Origin of the sequence: Streptomyces sp. KL116D (assembly GCF_030766975.1) — a bacterium.
Lineage (GTDB): Bacteria > Actinomycetota > Actinomycetes > Streptomycetales > Streptomycetaceae > Streptomyces > Streptomyces longispororuber_A.
On the sequence record NZ_JASERH010000035.1, the window covers coordinates 222,678 to 241,432 of the forward strand.

The 18,755-nt window shown below is 72.2% G+C and carries 15 protein-coding genes; 7 read left to right on the forward strand and 8 right to left on the reverse strand.

What is annotated here, in order from left to right:
* The first annotated feature begins 57 nt into the window (after positions 1–57).
* The 5 genes from RBJ77_RS14205 to RBJ77_RS14225 all read left to right on the forward strand — a co-directional run bounded on the left by RBJ77_RS14205 (position 58) and on the right by RBJ77_RS14225 (position 8,266).
* Complete coding sequence (locus RBJ77_RS14205; protein ID WP_372345338.1) at positions 58–1,560, forward strand: 3' terminal RNA ribose 2'-O-methyltransferase Hen1; 1,503 nt, start codon at positions 58–60, stop codon at positions 1,558–1,560.
* On the forward strand, positions 1,557–4,109 hold the full coding sequence (locus RBJ77_RS14210) for a polynucleotide kinase-phosphatase (protein ID WP_372345339.1): 2,553 nt from the start codon (positions 1,557–1,559) through the stop codon (positions 4,107–4,109). The genes RBJ77_RS14205 and RBJ77_RS14210 overlap by 4 nt, the downstream gene beginning before the upstream one ends.
* A 210-nt stretch (positions 4,110–4,319) precedes the next feature.
* Positions 4,320–5,549 carry an arginine deiminase gene (locus RBJ77_RS14215; protein ID WP_255980119.1) on the forward strand — a complete coding sequence of 410 codons (1,230 nt, stop codon included), beginning with the start codon at positions 4,320–4,322 and terminating at the stop codon, positions 5,547–5,549.
* Positions 5,550–5,679: 130 nt separating this feature from the next.
* Positions 5,680–6,696, forward strand: coding sequence for an ornithine carbamoyltransferase (gene argF, locus RBJ77_RS14220; RefSeq protein WP_372345340.1), 1,017 nt, complete (start codon positions 5,680–5,682; stop codon positions 6,694–6,696).
* Between the two features lie 118 nt (positions 6,697–6,814).
* Positions 6,815–8,266 carry an amino acid permease gene (locus tag RBJ77_RS14225; protein ID WP_372345341.1) on the forward strand — a complete coding sequence of 484 codons (1,452 nt, stop codon included), beginning with the start codon at positions 6,815–6,817 and terminating at the stop codon, positions 8,264–8,266.
* Here RBJ77_RS14225 and RBJ77_RS14230 read toward each other — a convergent pair.
* Positions 8,220–8,675, reverse strand: coding sequence for an ATP-binding protein (locus RBJ77_RS14230; RefSeq protein ID WP_372345342.1), 456 nt, complete (start codon positions 8,673–8,675; stop codon positions 8,220–8,222). The genes RBJ77_RS14225 and RBJ77_RS14230 overlap by 47 nt on opposite strands.
* A 353-nt stretch (positions 8,676–9,028) precedes the next feature.
* On the opposite strand from RBJ77_RS14230, the gene RBJ77_RS14235 reads away from it, so the two are divergent.
* Together RBJ77_RS14235 and RBJ77_RS14240 are read left to right on the forward strand one after the other, a co-directional pair.
* Positions 9,029–9,859, forward strand: a complete 831-nt coding sequence (locus RBJ77_RS14235) for an enoyl-CoA hydratase family protein (RefSeq protein ID WP_372345343.1) — start codon at positions 9,029–9,031, stop codon at positions 9,857–9,859.
* Positions 9,844–12,147, forward strand: coding sequence for a bifunctional salicylyl-CoA 5-hydroxylase/oxidoreductase (locus RBJ77_RS14240; RefSeq protein ID WP_372345344.1), 2,304 nt, complete (start codon positions 9,844–9,846; stop codon positions 12,145–12,147). Before RBJ77_RS14235 ends, RBJ77_RS14240 begins: the two co-directional genes overlap by 16 nt.
* Before the next feature lie 454 nt (positions 12,148–12,601).
* On the opposite strand, the gene RBJ77_RS14245 is transcribed toward RBJ77_RS14240, so the two are convergent.
* From RBJ77_RS14245 to RBJ77_RS14275, 7 genes are all read right to left on the reverse strand, one after another.
* Positions 12,602–13,822: a sulfate adenylyltransferase subunit 1 gene (locus RBJ77_RS14245; protein ID WP_372345345.1), complete on the reverse strand. Its 1,221-nt coding sequence runs from the start codon at positions 13,820–13,822 to the stop codon at positions 12,602–12,604.
* Between the two features lie 2 nt (positions 13,823–13,824).
* A complete protein-coding gene (gene cysD, locus RBJ77_RS14250; RefSeq protein WP_372345346.1) occupies positions 13,825–14,742 on the reverse strand; it encodes a sulfate adenylyltransferase subunit CysD in 918 nt (305 codons plus the stop codon).
* A complete protein-coding gene (gene cysC, locus RBJ77_RS14255; RefSeq protein ID WP_372345347.1) occupies positions 14,739–15,311 on the reverse strand; it encodes an adenylyl-sulfate kinase in 573 nt (190 codons plus the stop codon). The genes cysD and cysC overlap by 4 nt, the downstream gene beginning before the upstream one ends.
* Complete coding sequence (locus RBJ77_RS14260; protein WP_372345348.1) at positions 15,308–16,537, reverse strand: glycosyltransferase family 4 protein; 1,230 nt, start codon at positions 16,535–16,537, stop codon at positions 15,308–15,310. The genes cysC and RBJ77_RS14260 overlap by 4 nt, the downstream gene beginning before the upstream one ends.
* Complete coding sequence (locus RBJ77_RS14265; protein WP_372345349.1) at positions 16,534–16,962, reverse strand: hypothetical protein; 429 nt, start codon at positions 16,960–16,962, stop codon at positions 16,534–16,536. Before RBJ77_RS14265 ends, RBJ77_RS14260 begins: the two co-directional genes overlap by 4 nt.
* A complete protein-coding gene (locus tag RBJ77_RS14270) occupies positions 16,944–17,834 on the reverse strand; it encodes a sulfotransferase (protein WP_372345350.1) in 891 nt (296 codons plus the stop codon). The genes RBJ77_RS14265 and RBJ77_RS14270 overlap by 19 nt, the downstream gene beginning before the upstream one ends.
* Positions 17,835–17,944: 110 nt before the next feature.
* The gene (locus tag RBJ77_RS14275) at positions 17,945–18,754 is read right to left on the reverse strand and encodes a PaaX family transcriptional regulator C-terminal domain-containing protein (protein ID WP_372345351.1); all 810 of its coding nucleotides are present in this window, start codon (positions 18,752–18,754) and stop codon (positions 17,945–17,947) included.
* Position 18,755: the final 1 nt, after the last annotated feature.

Genomic DNA, 18,755 nt, shown 5'->3' on the forward strand with positions numbered 1-18,755 from the left:
CTCCCGGCCGGGAAAACTCGCTGGTCGCCGTCGTGCCCACCGGGGAGACTGGGTGGCGTGTTCCTGACGATCAGTACCACCGGCACCCCCGAACGCCCCGCGACCGACCTCGGGTTCCTGCTGCACAAGCATCCCGAGAGCGCGCAGGCGTTCTCCACCTCCTACGGCACCGCGCACGTCCTCTACCCCGAGGCGACCGCGCAGCGGTGCACTGCCGCGCTGCTCCTGGAAGTGGATCCGGTGGCCCTGGTCAGGCGCGGCAAGGGCAAGGGGAAGACCGGTGCCCCGGACGCGGCACTCGCCCAGTACGTGAACGACCGGCCGTACGCCGCGTCGTCGCTGCTCGCCGTCGCCCTGAGCACCGTCTTCTCCAGCGCGCTGCGCGGGGTGTGCAAGGCGCGCCCCGAGCGGGCCGAGGAGCCGTTGCCGCTGCGCATCGAGGTGCCCGCACTGCCGGCCCGCGGCGGCCCCGACCTGGTACGGAGCCTGTTCGAGCCGTTCGGCTGGACGGTGCACATCGAGCCCGTGGCCCTGGACGCGCAGTTCCCCGAGTGGGGCGACTCGCGGTACGTGCGGCTCGTCCTGGAAGGGGAGCTGCGGCTCGCCGAGGCGCTGCGGCACCTGTACGTGCTGCTGCCGGTGCTCGACGACGCGAAGCACTACTGGGTCTCGGCCGACGAGGTCGACAAGCTGCTGCGCGCGGGCGACGGCTGGCTGGCCGGGCACCCCGAGCAGAAGCTGATCACCAGCCGCTATCTGTCCCGCCGCTGGTCGCTGACCCGGCAGGCCATGGAACGTCTGGAGCTGGTGCGGCTCGCGGAGGCCGACGACACGGCCGTCGAGGAGATCGACAACGCCGTGGACGAGCGGACCGACACCGAGGAGCGGCCCGTGCCGCTGGCCGTCCGGCGCCGGGAGGCGATCCTCGCCGCGCTGCGCGAGTCCGGGGCGGCCCGGGTGCTCGACCTCGGCTGCGGGCAGGGCCAGTTGGTGCAGGAGCTGCTCAAGGACGTGCGGTTCACGGAGATCGTCGGCGTCGACGTGTCGGTGCGGGCGCTCACCATCGCCTCCCGCCGGCTCAAGCTGGACCGCATGGGGGAGCGGCAGGCGTCCCGGGTGCGGCTGTTCCAGGGCTCGCTCGCGTACACCGACAAGCGGCTCAAGGGCTATGACGCCGCCGTGCTGAGCGAGGTCGTCGAGCACCTCGATCTGCCGCGGCTGCCCGCCCTCGAATACGCGGTGTTCGGCTCCGCGCGGCCCCGCACCGTCCTCGTGACCACGCCGAACGTCGAGTACAACGTGCGCTGGGAGACCCTCCCCGCCGGCCACGTCCGGCACGGCGACCACCGCTTCGAATGGACCCGGGCCGAGTTCCGTGAGTGGGCTGAGCGGGTGGCCGCACGGCACGGCTACCAGGTGCGGTACGAGCCCGTCGGACCCGACGACCCCGAGGTGGGGCCGCCCACGCAGATGGCCGTGTTCACCCTGGCGGCCCCTGACACCACGACCACCCCGACCACCCCGACCACCACGACCGAGAAGGAGGCGAAGGCCGCATGACCACCACCGAGAACAGCAGCGCGCGGACGCTGCCCGTCACCGACCTCGCCCTCGTCGTCCTGATCGGGGCGTCCGGATCGGGCAAGTCGACGTTCGCGCGCGCCCACTTCAAGCCCACCGAGGTCATCTCCAGCGACTTCTGCCGCGGCCTGGTCGCCGACGACGAGAACGACCAGAGCGCCAGCGGCGACGCGTTCGACGTCCTGCACTACATCGCGGGCAAGCGGCTTGAGGCCGGCCGGCTGACCGTGGTCGACGCGACCAACGTGCAGCAGGAGAGCCGCCGTCAGCTGGTCGAGCTCGCCCGCAAGCACGACGTGCTGCCGATCGCCATCGTGCTCGACGTCCCGGAGGACGAGTGCGCCCGGCGGAACGCGCAGCGGACCGACCGCGCCGACATGCCCCGCCGCGTCATCACCCGCCACACCCGCGAACTGCGCCGTTCCCTGCGCCACCTGGAGCGCGAGGGGTTCCGCAAGGTGCACGTCCTGCGCGGCGCCGAGGAGGTGGCGAGCGCGGGCATCGTCCGGGAGAAGCGGTTCAACGACCTGACGCACCTCACAGGACCGTTCGACATCATCGGCGACATCCACGGCTGCGCCGCCGAACTGGAGACGCTGCTCGGCAAGTTGGGCTACGTGGACGGCGCGCACCCCGAGGGGCGCACCGCGGTCTTCGTCGGCGACCTCGTCGACCGCGGGCCCGACACCCCGGGCGTGCTGCGCCGCGTCATGGCGATGGTGAAGGCGGGCACCGCGCTCTGCGTGCCCGGCAACCACGAGAACAAGCTGGGCCGCTGGCTCAAGGGCGCCAAGGTGCAGCACACCCACGGACTCGCCGAGACGGTCGAGCAGCTGGCGGCGGAGAGCGAGGAGTTCCGGGCCGAGGTGCGGGAGTTCGTCCGCGGCCTCGTCAGCCACTACGTGCTCGACGGCGGCAAGCTCGTCGTGTGCCACGCGGGACTGCCCGAGAAGTACCACGGGCGGACCTCGGGCCGGGTGCGCTCGCACGCGCTGTACGGCGACACCACCGGCGAGACCGACGAGTTCGGGCTGCCCGTGCGCTACCCGTGGGCGGAGGACTACCGCGGCCAGGCCGCCGTGGTCTACGGCCACACCCCGGTGCCGACGGCGACGTGGCTGAACAACACCATCTGCCTGGACACCGGCGCCGTGTTCGGCGGCAAGCTCACCGCGCTGCGCTGGCCGGAGCGCGAGCTCGTCGACGTACCGGCCGAGCGGGTCTGGTACGAGCCGGCCAGGCCGCTGGCGACCGAGGCGCCCGGTGGGCACGAGGGCCGGCCGCTCGACCTCGCCGACGTGCACGGCCGCCGGACCGTGGAGACCCGGCACGGCGGGCGCGTCGCGGTCCGCGAGGAGAACGCGGCGGCGGCGCTGGAGGTCATGAGCCGGTTCGCGGTCGACCCGCGCCTGGTCCCGTACCTGCCGCCGACGATGGCGCCCACCGCCACGTCCGAGGTGGCGGGCTACCTGGAGCACCCGGCCGAGGCGTTCGCGCAGTACGCAGCCGACGGGGTGGCCCGGGTCGTGTGCGAGGAGAAGCACATGGGGTCGCGGGCCGTGGTGCTGGTGTGCCGGGACGCGGCGGCGGCGCGGGAGCGGTTCGGCGTGGACGACCCGGGCGTCACCGGGTCCCTGTACACCCGTACCGGCCGCCCGTTCTTCGACAGCCGGGAGACGACGGAGGCGGTGCTCGGCCGGGTGCGGGACGCCGTCACGGCGGCCGGGCTGTGGGAGGAGCTGGACACCGACTGGCTGCTCCTCGACGCCGAGTCGATGCCGTGGTCGCTGAAGGCGTCCGGGCTGCTGCGCTCGCAGTACGCGGCGGTGGGCGCGGCGTCCGGCGCGGCGTTCCCCGGCGTGCTGGGTGCGCTGGAGGCGGCGGCCGGGCGGGGTGTCGACGTGGGCGGCCTCCTCGACCGGCAGCGGGAGCGCGCGGCCGACGCCGCCGCGTTCACGGAGGCGTACCGGCGCTACTGCTGGACCACGGACGGGCTCGACGGGGTGCGGCTCGCGCCCTTCCAGATCCTGGCCGCCCGGGGCCGCTCGCTCGCCGGGCTGCCGCACGACGAGCAGCTCGCGCTGATCGACCGGGTCGTCGAGCACGACGTCAGCGGGCTGCTGCAGACCACGCGGCGGCTGTTCGTCGACACCGGGGACCCGGAGTCGGTGCGGGCCGGTGTCGACTGGTGGCTGGAGATGACCGGGCGCGGCGGCGAGGGCATGGTCGTCAAGCCGGTCGGGGCGCTGGTCAGGGACGGCAAGGGGCGGCTCGTGCAGCCCGGCATCAAGTGCCGTGGACGCGAGTACCTCCGGATCGTCTACGGGCCGGAGTACACGCGGCCGGAGAACCTGGCGAAGCTGCGGCAGCGGTTCCTCGGGCACAAGCGGTCGTTGGCGATCCGTGAGTACGGGTTGGGCCTGGAGGCCCTGGAGCGGCTCGGGGAGGGCGAGCCGCTGTGGCGCATCCACGAGGCGGTCTTCGCGATCCTCGCCCTGGAATCGGAGCCGGTCGACCCTCGTTTGTGAGCCCGGCTGCGGGCCGGTGGGGGCTGGTCGCGCAGTTCCCCGCGCCCCTGAAGCGAGCTCCGCTCGCTCAGGGGAAGGCTGCGCGCAGCGCATGCCTTCAGGGGCGCGGGGAACTGCGCGAGAAGCCCCACGGACCCGCACCCGCCCACGAAAGTCCAACCCGCAACGGTGCGATCGCGCAAACCGGTCAACCCCGGGAAGGATGGCTGCATGGGATTCCAAGTCGACTCCGAAGCCGGCCGCCTGCGCCGCGTCATCCTGCACCGGCCCGATCTGGAGCTGAAGCGCCTCACGCCCAGCAACAAGGACCAGCTGCTCTTCGACGACGTGCTGTGGGTGCGCCGCGCCCGCCAGGAGCACGACGGCTTCGCCGACGTCCTGCGCGACCGCGGCGTCACCGTGCACCTCTTCGGCGACCTGCTCACCGAGGCCCTCGACGTGGACGCCGCCCGCACCCGGGTCCTGGACCGCGTCTTCGACGAGAAGGAGTACGGCCCGCTCGCCACCGACCACCTGCGGGCCGCCTTCGAGACGCTGCCCTCCCAGGAGCTCGCCGAGGCGCTCATCGGCGGCATGACCAAGCGGGAGTTCCTCGCGGCGCACCCCGAGCCGACGTCCGTCCGCTTCCACGCCATGGACCTGGACGACTTCCTGCTCGCGCCGCTGCCCAACCACCTCTTCACCCGGGACACCTCCGCCTGGATCTACGACGGGGTCTCCGTGAACGCCATGCGCTGGCCGGCCCGGCAGCGCGAGACCGTCCACTTCGAGGCGATCTACCGGCACCATCCGCTGTTCCGGGACGAGCCGTTCCACGTGTGGTCCCAGGGCCAGGCCGACTACCCGTCCACCATCGAGGGCGGTGACGTCCTCGTCATCGGGCAGGGCGCCGTCCTCATCGGGATGAGCGAACGCACCACGCCGCAGGCCGTCGAGATGCTCGCGCACAAGCTGTTCGCGGCCGGTTCGGCGCGCACCATCGTCGCGCTCGACATGCCGAAGCGGCGGGCCTTCATGCATCTGGACACCGTGATGACGATGGTCGACGGCGACACGTTCACGCAGTACGCGGGCCTCGGCATGCTGCGCTCGTACACCATCGAACCGGGCACCTCCGCCCGGGAGTTGAAGGTCACCGACCACCCGCCCGAGCACATGCACCGGGCCGTCGCGGCGGCGCTCGGCCTGAGCGAGATCCGCGTCCTGACGGCGACGCAGGACGTGCACGCCGCCGAGCGCGAGCAGTGGGACGACGGGTGCAACGTGCTGGCGGTCGAGCCCGGCGTCGTGGTCGCCTACGAGCGGAACGCCACGACGAACACGTATCTGCGCAAGCAGGGGATCGAGGTCATCGAGATCCCCGGCAGCGAGCTCGGGCGGGGCCGGGGCGGCCCGCGCTGCATGAGCTGTCCGGTGCAGCGGGACCCGGTGGGCGGGTAGCGGGGCGGACCGCACTGAATAGAAATGTGGATGGTCGTATAGACTTCCATCGTGATCTCGTGCGAGGTCGCGTCCGGATCTCATCGTCCACGTCCTCCGTCCCGTCCCCGTCCCACCCCAGGAGCGCCCCATGGCGACAGCCCAGCGTCCCGACCTCTTTGGCCGCCACTTCCTCAAGGAGGTGGACTTCACCGCCGAGGAGTTCCGCGGTCTGGTCGAGCTGGCCGCCGAGCTGAAGGCCGCCAAGAAGGCCGGGGCCGAGGTGCAGCACCTCAAGGGGAAGAACGTCGCGCTGATCTTCGAGAAGTCGTCGACCCGCACCCGCTGCTCCTTCGAGGTCGCCGCCGCGGACCAGGGCGCCTCGACGACGTACATCGACCCGGCCGGCTCGCACATCGGCAAGAAGGAGTCCAGCAAGGACACGGCCCGGGTGCTCGGCCGGATGTTCGACGCGATCGAGTTCCGGGGCGACGCGCAGGAGACGGTGGAGACCCTCGCCGAGTTCGCGGGCGTGCCGGTCTACAACGGCCTGACCGACGACTGGCACCCCACCCAGATGCTCGCCGACGTGCTCACGATGACCGAGCACAGCGACAAGCCGCTGACCGAGATGGCCTTCGCCTACCTGGGCGACGCCCGCTTCAACATGGGCAACTCGTACCTGGTCACCGGTGCCCTGCTCGGCATGGACGTGCGGATCGTGGCGCCGAAGTCCTACTGGCCGGCCGACGACGTCGTCGCCAGGGCCCGCGAGCTGGCGGCGGCGAGCGGCGCGCGGATCACGCTCACCGAGGCCGTCGACGAGGGCGTCGCGGGCGCCGACTTCGTCGTCACCGACGTCTGGGTCTCCATGGGCGAGCCCGAGGAGGTGTGGGACGAGCGCATCGCGTCCCTCACGCCGTACGCGGTGACGATGGACGTGCTGCGCGCCACGGGCAACGCGGACGTGAAGTTCCTGCACTGCCTGCCCGCCTTCCACGACCTGGGCGCCAAGGTCGGCCGCGAGATCCACGCGAAGTACGGTCTGGAGTCCCTGGAGGTCACGGACGAGGTCTTCGAGTCGGCGCACTCCGTCGTCTTCGACGAGGCCGAGAACCGGATGCACACCATCAAGGCGATCATGGTCGCCACGCTCGGCCAACTGTGACAAACACCACTGACAGCGCATAAAGGTTCAAACTGGTGGGGCCGGAACACCTTCTCCGGCCCCACCGGCATGCGGCACACCCCGCCGCCCCCGCACCATCAGAAAAGAGCACCGCCCCATGTCGCCCACCCCCACGGGGCTGCGCATCAAGTCCCCCGAGTCCCTGATCGCCGAGTCCGGCGCCGACCTGGAGGGGCACGGCCTCAAGCGCACCATGGGGCTCTTCCAGCTCGTGTGCTTCGGCGTCGGCGCGATCGTCGGCACCGGCATCTTCGTCGGCCTGTCCGACACGGTCGCCGAGGCCGGTCCCGCCGTCATCGTCTCGTTCGTCCTGGCCGCGGTCACCTGCATCTTCACCGCGTTCTCGTTCGCCGAGCTGGGCGGCGCGATCCCGGTCTCCGGATCCTCGTACTCGTTCGCCTACGCGACCCTCGGCGAGCGCATCGCGTTCCTCGTGGGCTGGTGCCTGCTCCTGGAGTACGGCGTCTCGGTGTCGGCCGTGGCCGTCGGCTGGAGCCAGTACCTGAACGAGCTCCTCGACAGCCTCTTCGGCCACCAGATCCCGGCCGCGCTGTCCGCGGGACCCGCCGACGGCGGCGTCGTCAACCTGCCCGCCGTGATCGTCATGCTGATGGCGGCCGCACTGCTGGTGCGCGGCATCCGGGAGAGCGCGCGGGCCACCGCCGCCATGGCGGTCCTCAAGATCGGCATCCTGATCGCGTTCTGCGCCATCGCCTTCACCGCCTTCCAGCACGACAACCTGACGCCGTTCCTCCGGGACGGCATCGGCGGCGTCACGTCCGGTGCCTCGCTCGCGTTCTTCTCGTACATCGGCTTCGACGCCATCACCACGGCGGGCGAGGAGGTCAAGAACCCGCGGCGGAACATCCCGATCGCGATCATGGTCTGCATCGGCATCGTCACCGTGCTGTACTGCGCCGTCGCCGTCGCGGCCATCGGCGCGCTCGGCGCGGACGCCGTCGGCGACAAGCCCGCCGCGCTCTCGCTCGTCGTCGACCAGGTCACCGACTCGACGGTCGGCGGCGGCATCATCGCGTTCGGCGCCGTCGTCGCCATCGCGTCGGTGGTGCTCACGGTGATGTACGGGCAGACCCGGATCCTGATGTCGATGTCCCGCGACGGGCTGATCCCGCGGGTCTTCGAGCGCGTCTCCCCGAAGACGTCGACGCCCGTCACCAACACCTGGATCGTCGCGGTCGTCTTCGCGGTCCCCGCGGCCTTCTCCTCGCTCGACGCCGTCGTGAACCTGACGACGATCGGCACGCTCGCCACCATGGTCGCCGTCAACGTCGCGGTCGTCGCCCTGCGCCGCTCCCACCCGGGCCTGAAGCGGTCCTTCCGGGTGCCCCTGTATCCGCTCAGCCCGGTCCTCGGGATCGCGATGTGCCTCTACCTGATCTGGGGGACGGGCTGGACGACGTGGCTGCAGTTCGCCGTGTTCCTCGTCGTGGGCGCGCTCGTCTACGCCTTCTACGGCCGCCGGAACTCGCGGCTCGGGGTGCTCACGCCTCCGACGGCGGACGCTGGGCCGGCACCGCGGGAAGGGTGAACCAGACCGCCTTGCCGGACTCGGTGGGGCGGTGCCCGCAGGACGCGGAGAGCGTGCGGATCAGCAGCAGGCCACGGCCGTGCTCCTGCCAGGGGTCGGGCTCCTCGGCGTCGTCCGGATTCGTGAGGTCCGCGGGCGGCGCCGGGTCCGTGTCGTGCACCTCGACCTGGCAGCCGGTCTCCATCAGCTCCACCACCAGCTCGATCGGGGCGTCGCCCGTCGTGTGCTCCACCGCGTTCGCCACCAGCTCCGCCGTGAGCAGCTCGGCGGTGTCCGTGTCGGCCGCCGGCGACTCGATGTCGTTCAGGGCGGTACGGACGAGGGCACGCGCCACCGGCACGGCGGCGACCGTGTGCGGCAGGGCTATGCGCCACGAGGTGGGCGTGGCGGGCCCGGGAGGTGGAGTCAAGGCGGGGTCCTGAGGGGGGCGGCTGCGGGGTGGCTCGGGGACGGCAGGCAGAGGGCTCGGGGACGGTGCGGGCGGGACGTCGTGGGGGTGACTGGGGGTGACTGTCCTGCTTTCAACCTTATGAATGGTACGGCGTGTGCCGATAGAGGCTCCCGGTGGTGTTCCTCGGGACATTGGGCTCTATGACCAGACCTGGCGCTTATGTCGCTTCCGTCAGTGTTTCGTCACATACTGTCGAACGGTTTATCGCGCCCTGCTGACGGCAGTCACAAAGCGGTGATAACTTCGGGGAGTAGCCGCCGGGAACCGCCTGTCCGTAGGAGCACGCCCCGTCCGTAGGAGGCCGCACGCGCATGAGTCCCTTCACCGGCTCCGTCCCCCGCACCGACACCTGGCACCACCTCGCGTACGCCGTGGACGCGCACGGCGTCGCGACCGTCACGCTCGCCAGGCCCGAGAAGCTCAACGCCCTCACCTTCGGCGCGTACGCCGATCTGCGCGACCTGCTCGCCGAGCTGTCCCGGGAGAAGTCCGTCCGCGCCCTCGTCCTGACCGGGGAGGGGCGCGGCTTCTGCTCCGGCGGTGACGTCGACGAGATCATCGGCGCCACCCTCGGCATGGACACGGCCCAGCTGCTCGACTTCAACCGGATGACCGGGCAGGTCGTACGGGCGGTGCGCGAGGCCCCGTTCCCGGTGATCGCGGCGGTGCACGGGGTCGCCGCGGGCGCCGGCGCGGTCCTCGCGCTCGCCGCCGACTTCCGGGTCGCCGATCCCAGCGCCCGCTTCGCGTTCCTGTTCACGAAGGTCGGCCTGTCCGGCGGCGACATGGGCGCCGCCTATCTGCTGCCGCGCGTCGTCGGCCTCGGCCACGCCACCCGGCTGCTGATGCTCGGCGACCCCGTCCGCGCTCCGGAGGCCGAACGGATCGGCCTGATCAGCGAGTTGACGGACGAGGGCGCCGCCGACCCGGCCGCGCTCGCCCTCGCCCGCCGCCTCGCCGAAGGCCCCGCCCTCGCGTACGCGCAGACGAAGGCACTGCTCACCGCCGAGCTCGACATGCCCCTCGCCGCGGCCGTCGAGATGGACGCGGCCACCCAGGCGCTGCTCATGAACGGCGAGGACTACGCCGAGTTCCACGCGGCCTTCACCGAGAAGCGCCCGCCCAAGTGGCAGGGGAGGTGACCGCGGTGCGCCCCCAGCGGATCGCCGTCGTCGGCGGTGGCCCCGGCGGCCTGTACGCGGCCGCCCTGCTCAAACGCCTCGACCCGGAGCGCGAGATCACCGTGTGGGAGCGGAACGCCCCGCACGACACCTTCGGCTTCGGCGTCGTCCTCTCCGACGAGACGCTCGGCGGCATCGAGCACGCGGACCCGGTCGTGTACGCGGCGCTGCAGGACGAGTTCGTGCGCTGGGACGACATCGACATCGTGCACCGAGGCACCCGGCACACCTCGGGCGGCCACGGCTTCGCCGCCCTCGGCCGGCGCCGCCTCCTGGAGATACTGCAGGGCCGCTGCCGCCAGCTCGGCGTCGAGCTCCGGTTCCGCACCGAGGCGCCCCCGGCCGTCGAGCTCTGCGCGGCGTACGACCTGGTGATCGCCGCCGACGGCGTGCGCAGCCGCACCCGCGAGGCGTACGCCGACGCGTTCCGCCCGCGCGTCGAGGAGCACCGCAACCGCTACATCTGGCTCGCCGCCGACTTCGCCTTCGACGCGTTCCGCTTCGAGATCGCCGAGACCGAGCACGGCGTGATGCAGCTGCACGGCTACCCCTTCAGCGACCACGAGTCGACCGTCATCGTCGAGATGCGCGAGGAGGTGTGGCAGGCGGCGGGCTTCGCCGACATGGACGTGCGCGAGTCGGTCGAGCGCAGCGCCAAGGTCTTCACGGAGGCGCTCGGCGGCCGTGCCCTGAAGTCCAACAACTCCTCCTGGCTCACCTTCCGCACCGTCGTCAACGACCGCTGGTCGCACGGCAATTGCGTGCTCATCGGGGACGCCGCGCACACCGCGCACTTCTCCATCGGCTCCGGCACCAAACTCGCCGTGGAGGACGCGCTCGCGCTCGCCGCCTGCCTGCACGAGAACCCCACGACGGGCGCGGCGCTGAAGGCGTACGAGGCCGAGCGGCGGCCCGTCGTCGCCTCCACGCAGCGCGCCGCGCGGGCCAGCCTCGCCTGGTTCGAGGAGCTCGGCCGCTATCTGGACCAGCCGCCGCGGCAGTTCGCGTTCAACCTGCTGACGCGCTCGCGCCGGGTCACGCACGACAACCTGCGACTGCGCGACGCCCGGTTCACGGAGTCGGTGGAGCGGGAGTTCGGCTGCCCGGAGGGCACGCCGCCCATGTTCACGCCGTTCCGGCTGGGCGGGCTGCGGCTGCGCAACCGGGTCGTCGTCTCGCCGATGGACATGTACTCGGCGGTGGACGGGGTGCCCGGCGACTTCCACCTGGTGCACCTCGGGGCGCGGGCCATGGGCGGCGCCGGGCTGGTCATGACGGAGATGGTCTGCGTCAGCCCAGAAGGCCGCATCACCCCCGGCTGCGCCGGCCTCTACACCCCCGAACAGGCCGCCGCCTGGCGCCGGATCACCGAGTTCGTGCACACCCGTGCGCCCGGCACGGCGATCGGTCTCCAGCTCGGCCACTCGGGCCGCAAGGGCTCGACCCGGCTGATGTGGGAGGGCATCGACGAACCGCTGCCCGACCCCGAGGCCAACTGGCCGCTGGTGGCCGCCTCCCCGCTCCCGTACAAGGCGGACAGTCAGACGCCGGCCGAGTTGACGACCGCTCAACTGGAGGAGGTCAAGGAGCAGTTCACGTCCGCCGCGTGGCGGGCGGCGCGCGCCGGCTTCGACCTGCTCGAACTGCACTGCGCGCACGGCTACTTGCTGTCCGGCTTCCTCTCGCCGCTGACGAACCTGCGGACCGACGCGTACGGGGGGTCGCTGGAGAACCGGCTGCGGTTCCCGCTGGAGGTCTTCGACGCGGTGCGCGGCGTGTGGCCGGACGACCGGCCCATGACCGTCCGCATCTCCGCGACCGACTGGGCCGAGGGCGGGACGACCGCGGAGGACGCGGTGGTCGTCGCGCGCGCCTTCGCCGCGCACGGGGCCGATGCGATCGACGTGTCGACCGGGCAGGTGGTGGCGGAGGAGCGGCCCGCGTACGGGCGTTCGTATCAGGTGCCGTACGCGGACCGGATCCGGCACGAGGCCGGGGTTCCGGTCATCTCGGTCGGTGCGATCTCGTCGTGGGACGACGTCAACTCGCTCGTCCTGGCGGGGCGGACGGATCTGTGTGCGTTGGCGCGGCCGCATCTGTACGACCCGCACTGGACGTTGCACGCGGCGGCGGAGCAAGGGTATGCGGGGCCGGGTGTGGTGTGGCCGGATCCGTATCTGGCCGGGAGCCGCCGCCCCCAGACGGGCCGCCTGGACGCACCGAAGCCGAGGTTGGTCCTACCGGCTTGAGCCACGCGCCCGCCTGCGGCCCGGCGGGGGCTGCTCGCGCAGTTCCCCGCGCCCCTTACATGCCGACTGCGTCTGCCGGGCTGAGCTTTTGTCGCGGGCTGCGGGTGCGTCGTGCTTGCTCGCGCAGTTCCCCGCGCCCCTTACATGCCGACTGCGTCTGCCGGGCTGAGCTTTTGTCGCGGGCTGCGGGTGCGTGGGGCTTCTCGCGCAGTTCCCCGCGCCCCTGAGAGGCGCACTCCGTGCGCCATCTCAGGGGCGCCCCGCCAGGGGCGCGGGGAACTGCGCGAGCAACCACGACGAGAGCCGCACTCGGCGAACGAACAGTCCCGTCCGCGGCGAGTAGCCGGCTCTTAGGGGCGCGGGGAACTGCGCGACCAGCCCCCACCGGAGCCGCGGGCGAAGTCGGCTCTTAGGGGCGCGGGGAACTGCGCGAGAAGCTCCCACTCAGCCGCGCCTAACAGGCCGCCATCCCGGCCGTCAGCGTCATCCCGTCGACCGGGTCGACCAGCAGGAACGCCCCGGTCCGCCGAATCGCCGCATAGTCGTCGACGACAACCGGCTCAGCCGTGCGCAGCACGACCTCCCCGAGATCGTTCGCGGTCAACCGCTCCGCGGGGCCCAGCGACCGCACGACGGCCCGCACCGTACGCGTGGTGTGCCGCACCAGCACCCGCTGCCCGACCACCAGCGGCCGGTCGGCGAGGTGGCACACGGCGCCCCGCAGATCCCGCGTGACCGTGGGCGCCCGCTCGCCCGGAGCGATCAAGTCGCCGCGCGCGACGTCGAGTTCGTCGGCGAGCCGCACCGTGAGCGACGCCCCGGCGGGCACCTCGTCGACCGCCGCGCCCAGGACGTCGAGCGCCGTCACCGTCGACGTACGCCCCGACGGGTGCACGGTGACGGCGTCGCCGACCCGGAGCGTCCCGGACACCAACTGGCCCGCGTAGGAGCGGGTTCCGTCGTGCCGGATGACGTACTGGACGGGGAAGCGGGCGGGCGCGTCCGGCGACTCGGCCGTCACCTCGACCGTCTCCAGGTGCTCCAGGACCGTCGGCCCGCCGTACCAGTCCATCCGCGCCGACGGCTCGACGACGTTGTCTCCGGCGAGCGCCGAGACCGGCACCGCCGTGACGCGGGGAATCCCCAACTCGGGTGCCAGAGCGTCGAATTGCGCGGCGATCGCCGTGAAGGCGGACTCGTCGTAGCCCACGAGATCCATCTTGTTCACGGCCAGCACCACATGCGGCACCCGCAGCAGCGCCGCGATGGCCGCGTGCCGGCGGGTCTGCTCGACGACGCCGTTGCGCGCGTTGACGAGGATGATCGTGAGCTCTGCGGTGGACGCGCCGGTGACCATGTTCCGGGTGTACTGCACGTGCCCGGGGGTGTCGGCGAGGATGAAGCGACGCCGGGGCGTGGCGAAGTAGCGGTGGGCGACGTCGATGGTGATGCCCTGCTCGCGTTCGGCCCGCAGCCCGTCCGTGAGGAGCGCGAGGTCGGGCGTCCCGGTGCGGGAGATCGACTCCAGCTGGTCGGCGAGGACCGACTTGGAGTCGTGCAGCAGGCGGCCCACCAGCGTGGACTTGCCGTCGTCGACCGAACCGGCCGTGGCCAGGCGCAGCGTGCCGACTTCAGCGGCAGCAGTGGCAGCAGTGGCAGCAGTGGCAGCAGACATGACTAGAAGTACCCTTCGCGCTTGCGGTCTTCCATCGCCGCCTCGGACAGCTTGTCGTCGGCGCGGGTGGCCCCGCGCTCGGTGAGGCGGGACGCGGCGATCTCGGCGATCACCTGGTCGAGCGTCTCGGCGTCGGAGTCGACGGCGCCGGTGCAGGACATGTCGCCGACGGTGCGGTAGCGGACCTGCCGCTTCTCCACCGTCTCGCTCTCCTTGGGCCCGCCCCAGTCGCCGGCGGTCAGCCACATGCCACCGCGGTCGAACACTTCGCGCCGGTGGGCGAAGTAGATCTCGGGAAGGTCGATGCCTTCGCGGGCGATGTACTGCCAGACGTCCAGCTCGGTCCAGTTGGAGAGGGGAAAGACCCGGACGTGTTCGCCGGGGGCGTGCCGGCCGTTGTAGAGCTGCCACAGTTCGGGGCGCTGGCGCCGCGGGTCCCACTGCGAGAACTCGTCGCGCAGGGAGAAGACGCGCTCCTTGGCGCGGGCCTTCTCCTCGTCGCGGCGGCCGCCGCCGAACACGGCGTCGAAGCGCTCGTGCTGGATGGCCTCCGTCAGCGGCACGGTCTGCAGCGGATTGCGGGTCCCGTCCGGGCGTTCGCGCAGCACACCCCGGTCGATGTACTCCTGTACCGAGGCCACATGGAGCGTGAGCCCATGGGCCGCCACCGCACGGTCCCGGTACGCGATGACCTCGGGGAAGTTGTGCCCGGTGTCGACGTGCAGCAGCGGGAACGGCACCGGCGCGGGCGCGAACGCCTTCAGCGCCAGGTGCAGCATGAGGATCGAGTCCTTGCCGCCGGAGAACAGGATCACCGGCCGCTCGAACTCGCCCGCCACCTCGCGGAAGATGTGCACCGCCTCGGACTCCAGGGCGTCCAAGTGGCCCAGTCCGTAAGGGGTTTCGGAGGCCGTCGTCACAGCAGCCCCCTCGCCGTCAGCACCGCGTGCACCGATCCCACCGACTCGGCCGGAGTCTGGTGCTGCGTCTCCAGGAGCAGATCGGGGTCGGCCGGCGGCTCGTACGGGTCGTCGACGCCGGTGAGCCCCTTGAGCTGACCGGCGGCCTGCCGGGCGTACAGACCCTTCACGTCGCGCTCGCTGCACACCTCGACCGGCGTCGCCACGTGCACCTCCAGGTACGGGGTGCCGCTCGCCGCGTGCCGCTTGCGGACGGCCTCGCGGCTGTCGGCGTACGGCGCGATGACAGGCACGACGGCGAGGATGCCGTTGCGCGCGAGGATCTCCGCGACCAGACCGATGCGCTGCACGTTCGTGTGCCGGTCGGCGCGGCTGAAGCCGAGCCCCGCGGACAGGAAGCGGCGGATCTCGTCGCCGTCGAGCACCTCGACGCGGTGGCCCTCCGCGCGCAGGCGTCCGGCGAGGGCGCGCGCCACGGTGGTCTTGCCGGAGCTCGGCAGACCGGTGAGCCAGATCGTGGCTCCCTGGGCGCGGGCTCCTGGGGTGCGGGCCGGGTTGGCCGTAGTCATACGTGAAGTCCTTCCGGGGCGCCGGTGCCGCGCCGTGTGCCATCGGGGGTCGTCAGAGAGGAGAACAGGGCCTCCCAGCGCGGGTGCACCGCGTCGGGGCCGTAGGCCGCGGCCGTGAGCAGGGCCGCCGTGCCCATCTGCGCGCGCAGGTCCCGGTCGCCCATCAGGCGGCCGAGCGCGTCGGCGAGCGCGTCCGGGTCCTGCTCCGGCACGAGCAGCCCGTCCACGCCGTGCGTGAGCACGTCGGCGGGGCCCGTGGGACAGTCGAAGGAGACCACCGGCAGTGCGTGGCTCATCGCCTCGATCATCACCATCGGCAGTCCCTCGAAGCGTGAACTCAGCACGTACACCGAGGACTTGGCGAGCTCGTCGTCGAGCCGGTCGGTGTGGCCCATCAGGAGCACGTGGTTGTAGAGGTGGTGCTCCTCGATGAGGGCGCGCAGCTGGGCCTTCTTCTCGCCGCTGCCGTAGATCCGCAACTGCCAGTCGGGGTGGGTCCCGACGAGCTTCGCCCACGCCGGGATCAGCAGGTCGAAGCCCTTCTGCGGGAACAGCCGGCCGGCCGCGACGACGATCTTCGCGTCGTGGTGCGCGGGCACCTGGTCGAGCGAGTGCACGGCGTTGGGAATGCGCACGACCCGCGTGCCGGGCAGCAGCCGCGCGTACTCGACGCGGTCCCGCTCGGTCAGCACGGCGACCGCGTCGAAGCGCGGGTACGTCTCGACGATGCGCCGCTGCACGTCGGGCCGGTGCGTCCCGTGGTTCATGTGCTCCTGCGCCACCCGCACCACACCGTGCGTGGCATGCGCGGCGGCGAGGAAGTTCAGGGCGGGCCGGGTGGTGACGAGCACCCCGTCCGTCAGCGACCGCAGGTAGGCGCCGAGGGCCAGTTCGAGGCTCCGGTCGAAGTACCGGTGGCCGAACTCGCCACGCGGCACCTCCCGCGCGGGCGCCCCGCTCAGCCGCTCCCGCCGCCGGGCCCGCCACCAGCCGGCGAGCCCGCGCTCCCGGTCGGCGGCGGCGCCCTCGCGCAGGTCGACGACGGTCGTCACCGGCACCCGGTCGTCCAGCGGGAACTGCACGTCGTCGCGGCGCCGCACGGCACTGACGATCTCGACGTCCCAGCCCGCGGCGGCGAGGGAGTTGGCCTGGTTGAAGACGGTGCGGATGGTGCCGCCGCGCCCGTAGGCGTGCAGCAGCAGATACCTGATCCTGGGGTGGTTCACGAGCGGCACTCCAGCGACAGGTTGTCCTCGACCGTGAAGTACGGCCGTACGCCGAAGTCCGCGCCCGGCACCCGCTGTTCCGGGTAGACCATGACGGCCTTCTTGCCGCGGATGTCGTCGAGCTTGCGCCCGACCCGCAGCGTCCGCGCCCCGTCCGTGAGGTGGAGGTCCCACTGGTCGGCCGCGCCGAACCCGTCGTACGCGGCGAGATCGACCACGTCCCAGCCGCACGCGAACCGCGCGCCGTCCAGGTCCGCGTCGTAGCGCAGCACGTGGTCCGTGCGCGAGCGGCGGGTGAGCTGGAGCCGCCAGCGCGCCCCGGCGCCCGCGTCCACGCCGTGCAGCCGCCCGACGACCCGGATCCGCCCGTCGCGCGGCCACACCTGCTCGACCTCGGCCTGCGGCTTCACTTGAGGTACCCCCATGCCGTGCTGATGGGCCGCAGGACCTCGGGTATCTCGTCGTCGTCCGGCAGCGGGCGGCCCGCCTGCACGCTGCCCGTGCGGATCTTGTCGCGCCAGTCGCCGAGCCCCTTCTGGAGCTGCGTCCCGTCCTGCTCGCCGTACGCGAGCATCGACGGTTCGAAGTCGACGCCGAGGAACCCGCACAGCGCGCGCAGCCGCCCCTCGGGGTCGGCGGTGAGTTCCTCGTAGCGCAGGGTGTGGCCGCCGGTGATCCCCTTGCGGGCGTGGTCCACGGCCGTCATGTAGCGCAGCGCGTCGGCGCACGCCTCCTCGTAGGTCCGCTTCTCCGGGTCGCCCTCGTGCCAGGACCGGGCGATGGAGACGGGGTGCCGCAGTAGGAAGACGAACCGGGCGTCCGGCCAGCAGTCCCGGATGCGCCGGTAGACGAAGGCGTTGCTGGGGGTCTTCTCGACGACGACGTCCTTGCCGGACCGCACGAGTTCCCGGTGCAGGACCCGGTCCCACAGCAGGTGTTCCAGATCGCCGCGGCTCAGGTCGAGGGCGTCCATGGCCCGCTCCGACAGCTTGCTGCCGTAGCCGACCTCCAGGCGTCGGATGTGCAGCTCGTGCGGCGCGTGCAGCCGCGAGTGCGCGTTCAGCAGCATCCGCAGCAGCGTCGAGCCCGAGCGCACCGGGGACATGATGAAGACCGGCCTGCGCAGCAGCCGGTCGGTCGCCAGGTCGTCGGTACATCGGTACTCGGGGGCCGGCCGCTTCACGGGTTTCGGGCCCTGGACGACCGACGGCGTCACCCGCGGTGCGCTCCCGGCCCGCCGGACCTCCAGTCCCGTGGCCGCGGACAGGGCCCGGTTCAGATTGCGCTTGAGGCTCATGCGTCCCGACGCTAAGCGCGCATTCTGAGAAGAGGGCCGGAGAAAGCTGAGGGTTCCCTTAGCACCCCTTCAGGTGACGGGCCTCACTCCCGCCGCTCCCGTCACTGGTGTCACGGAGCGTTCACGAAGCCGAGACCCGCATCCCGCAGCCGCTCGTGCAGGCCCTGGAACACCGCGGCCGACCGCGCCCCCGGCCAGTCCCGCGGCAGCAGCGCGGCGGGCAGGCCCGGGTCGGCGTAGGGCAGGTGCCGCCAGGAGTCGAGGGCGAGCAGATAGTCGCGGTAGGCGTCGCGCGGCGGGGTGTCCGTGCGCCCCTCCCAGCCGCGCAGCACCGGCTCGTGCTCGTCGAGGAACGCCTCGTGGAGCTTGGCCAGGGACGCCAGGTCCCACCAGCGGGCCACCGCGTCGGCCGTCGCCGCGAAGCCGAGGTGGTCGCCGCGGAACAGGTCCACGTAGGCGGCGCAGCCGATCCGCTCCAGGGTGTGCCGGGTCTCCTCGTACAGTCCCGCGGGTGCCAGCCAGACCCCGGGGGCGGCCGTGCCGAAGCCGAGACCCGCGAGCGTCGAGCGCAGGACGTGCCGCTTGGCGCGCTCGGACTCCGGGACCGAGAAGACCGCGAGCACCCAGCCGTCCTGCGCGCCCCGGGTCCCGTACACGCGGCGGTCGCCGTCGTCGAGGAGCTGGCGCGCGTCGTCCGACAGCGCGTACCCGGCGGCCCCGGCCGGTGTGCGGGCCGGGACGAGCAGGCCGCGCCGCTTGAGCCGGGACACGGCCGAGCGCACGGACGGCGCGTCGACCCCGGCCGCGCCGAGCAGCCGGATCAGCTCGGCGACCGGGACGGGGCCGGGGAAGCCGCGCCCGTACGCGCCGTACAGCGTGACGATGAGGGAGCGGGGGGTGTGGGTGGAGTGCTCGGACACG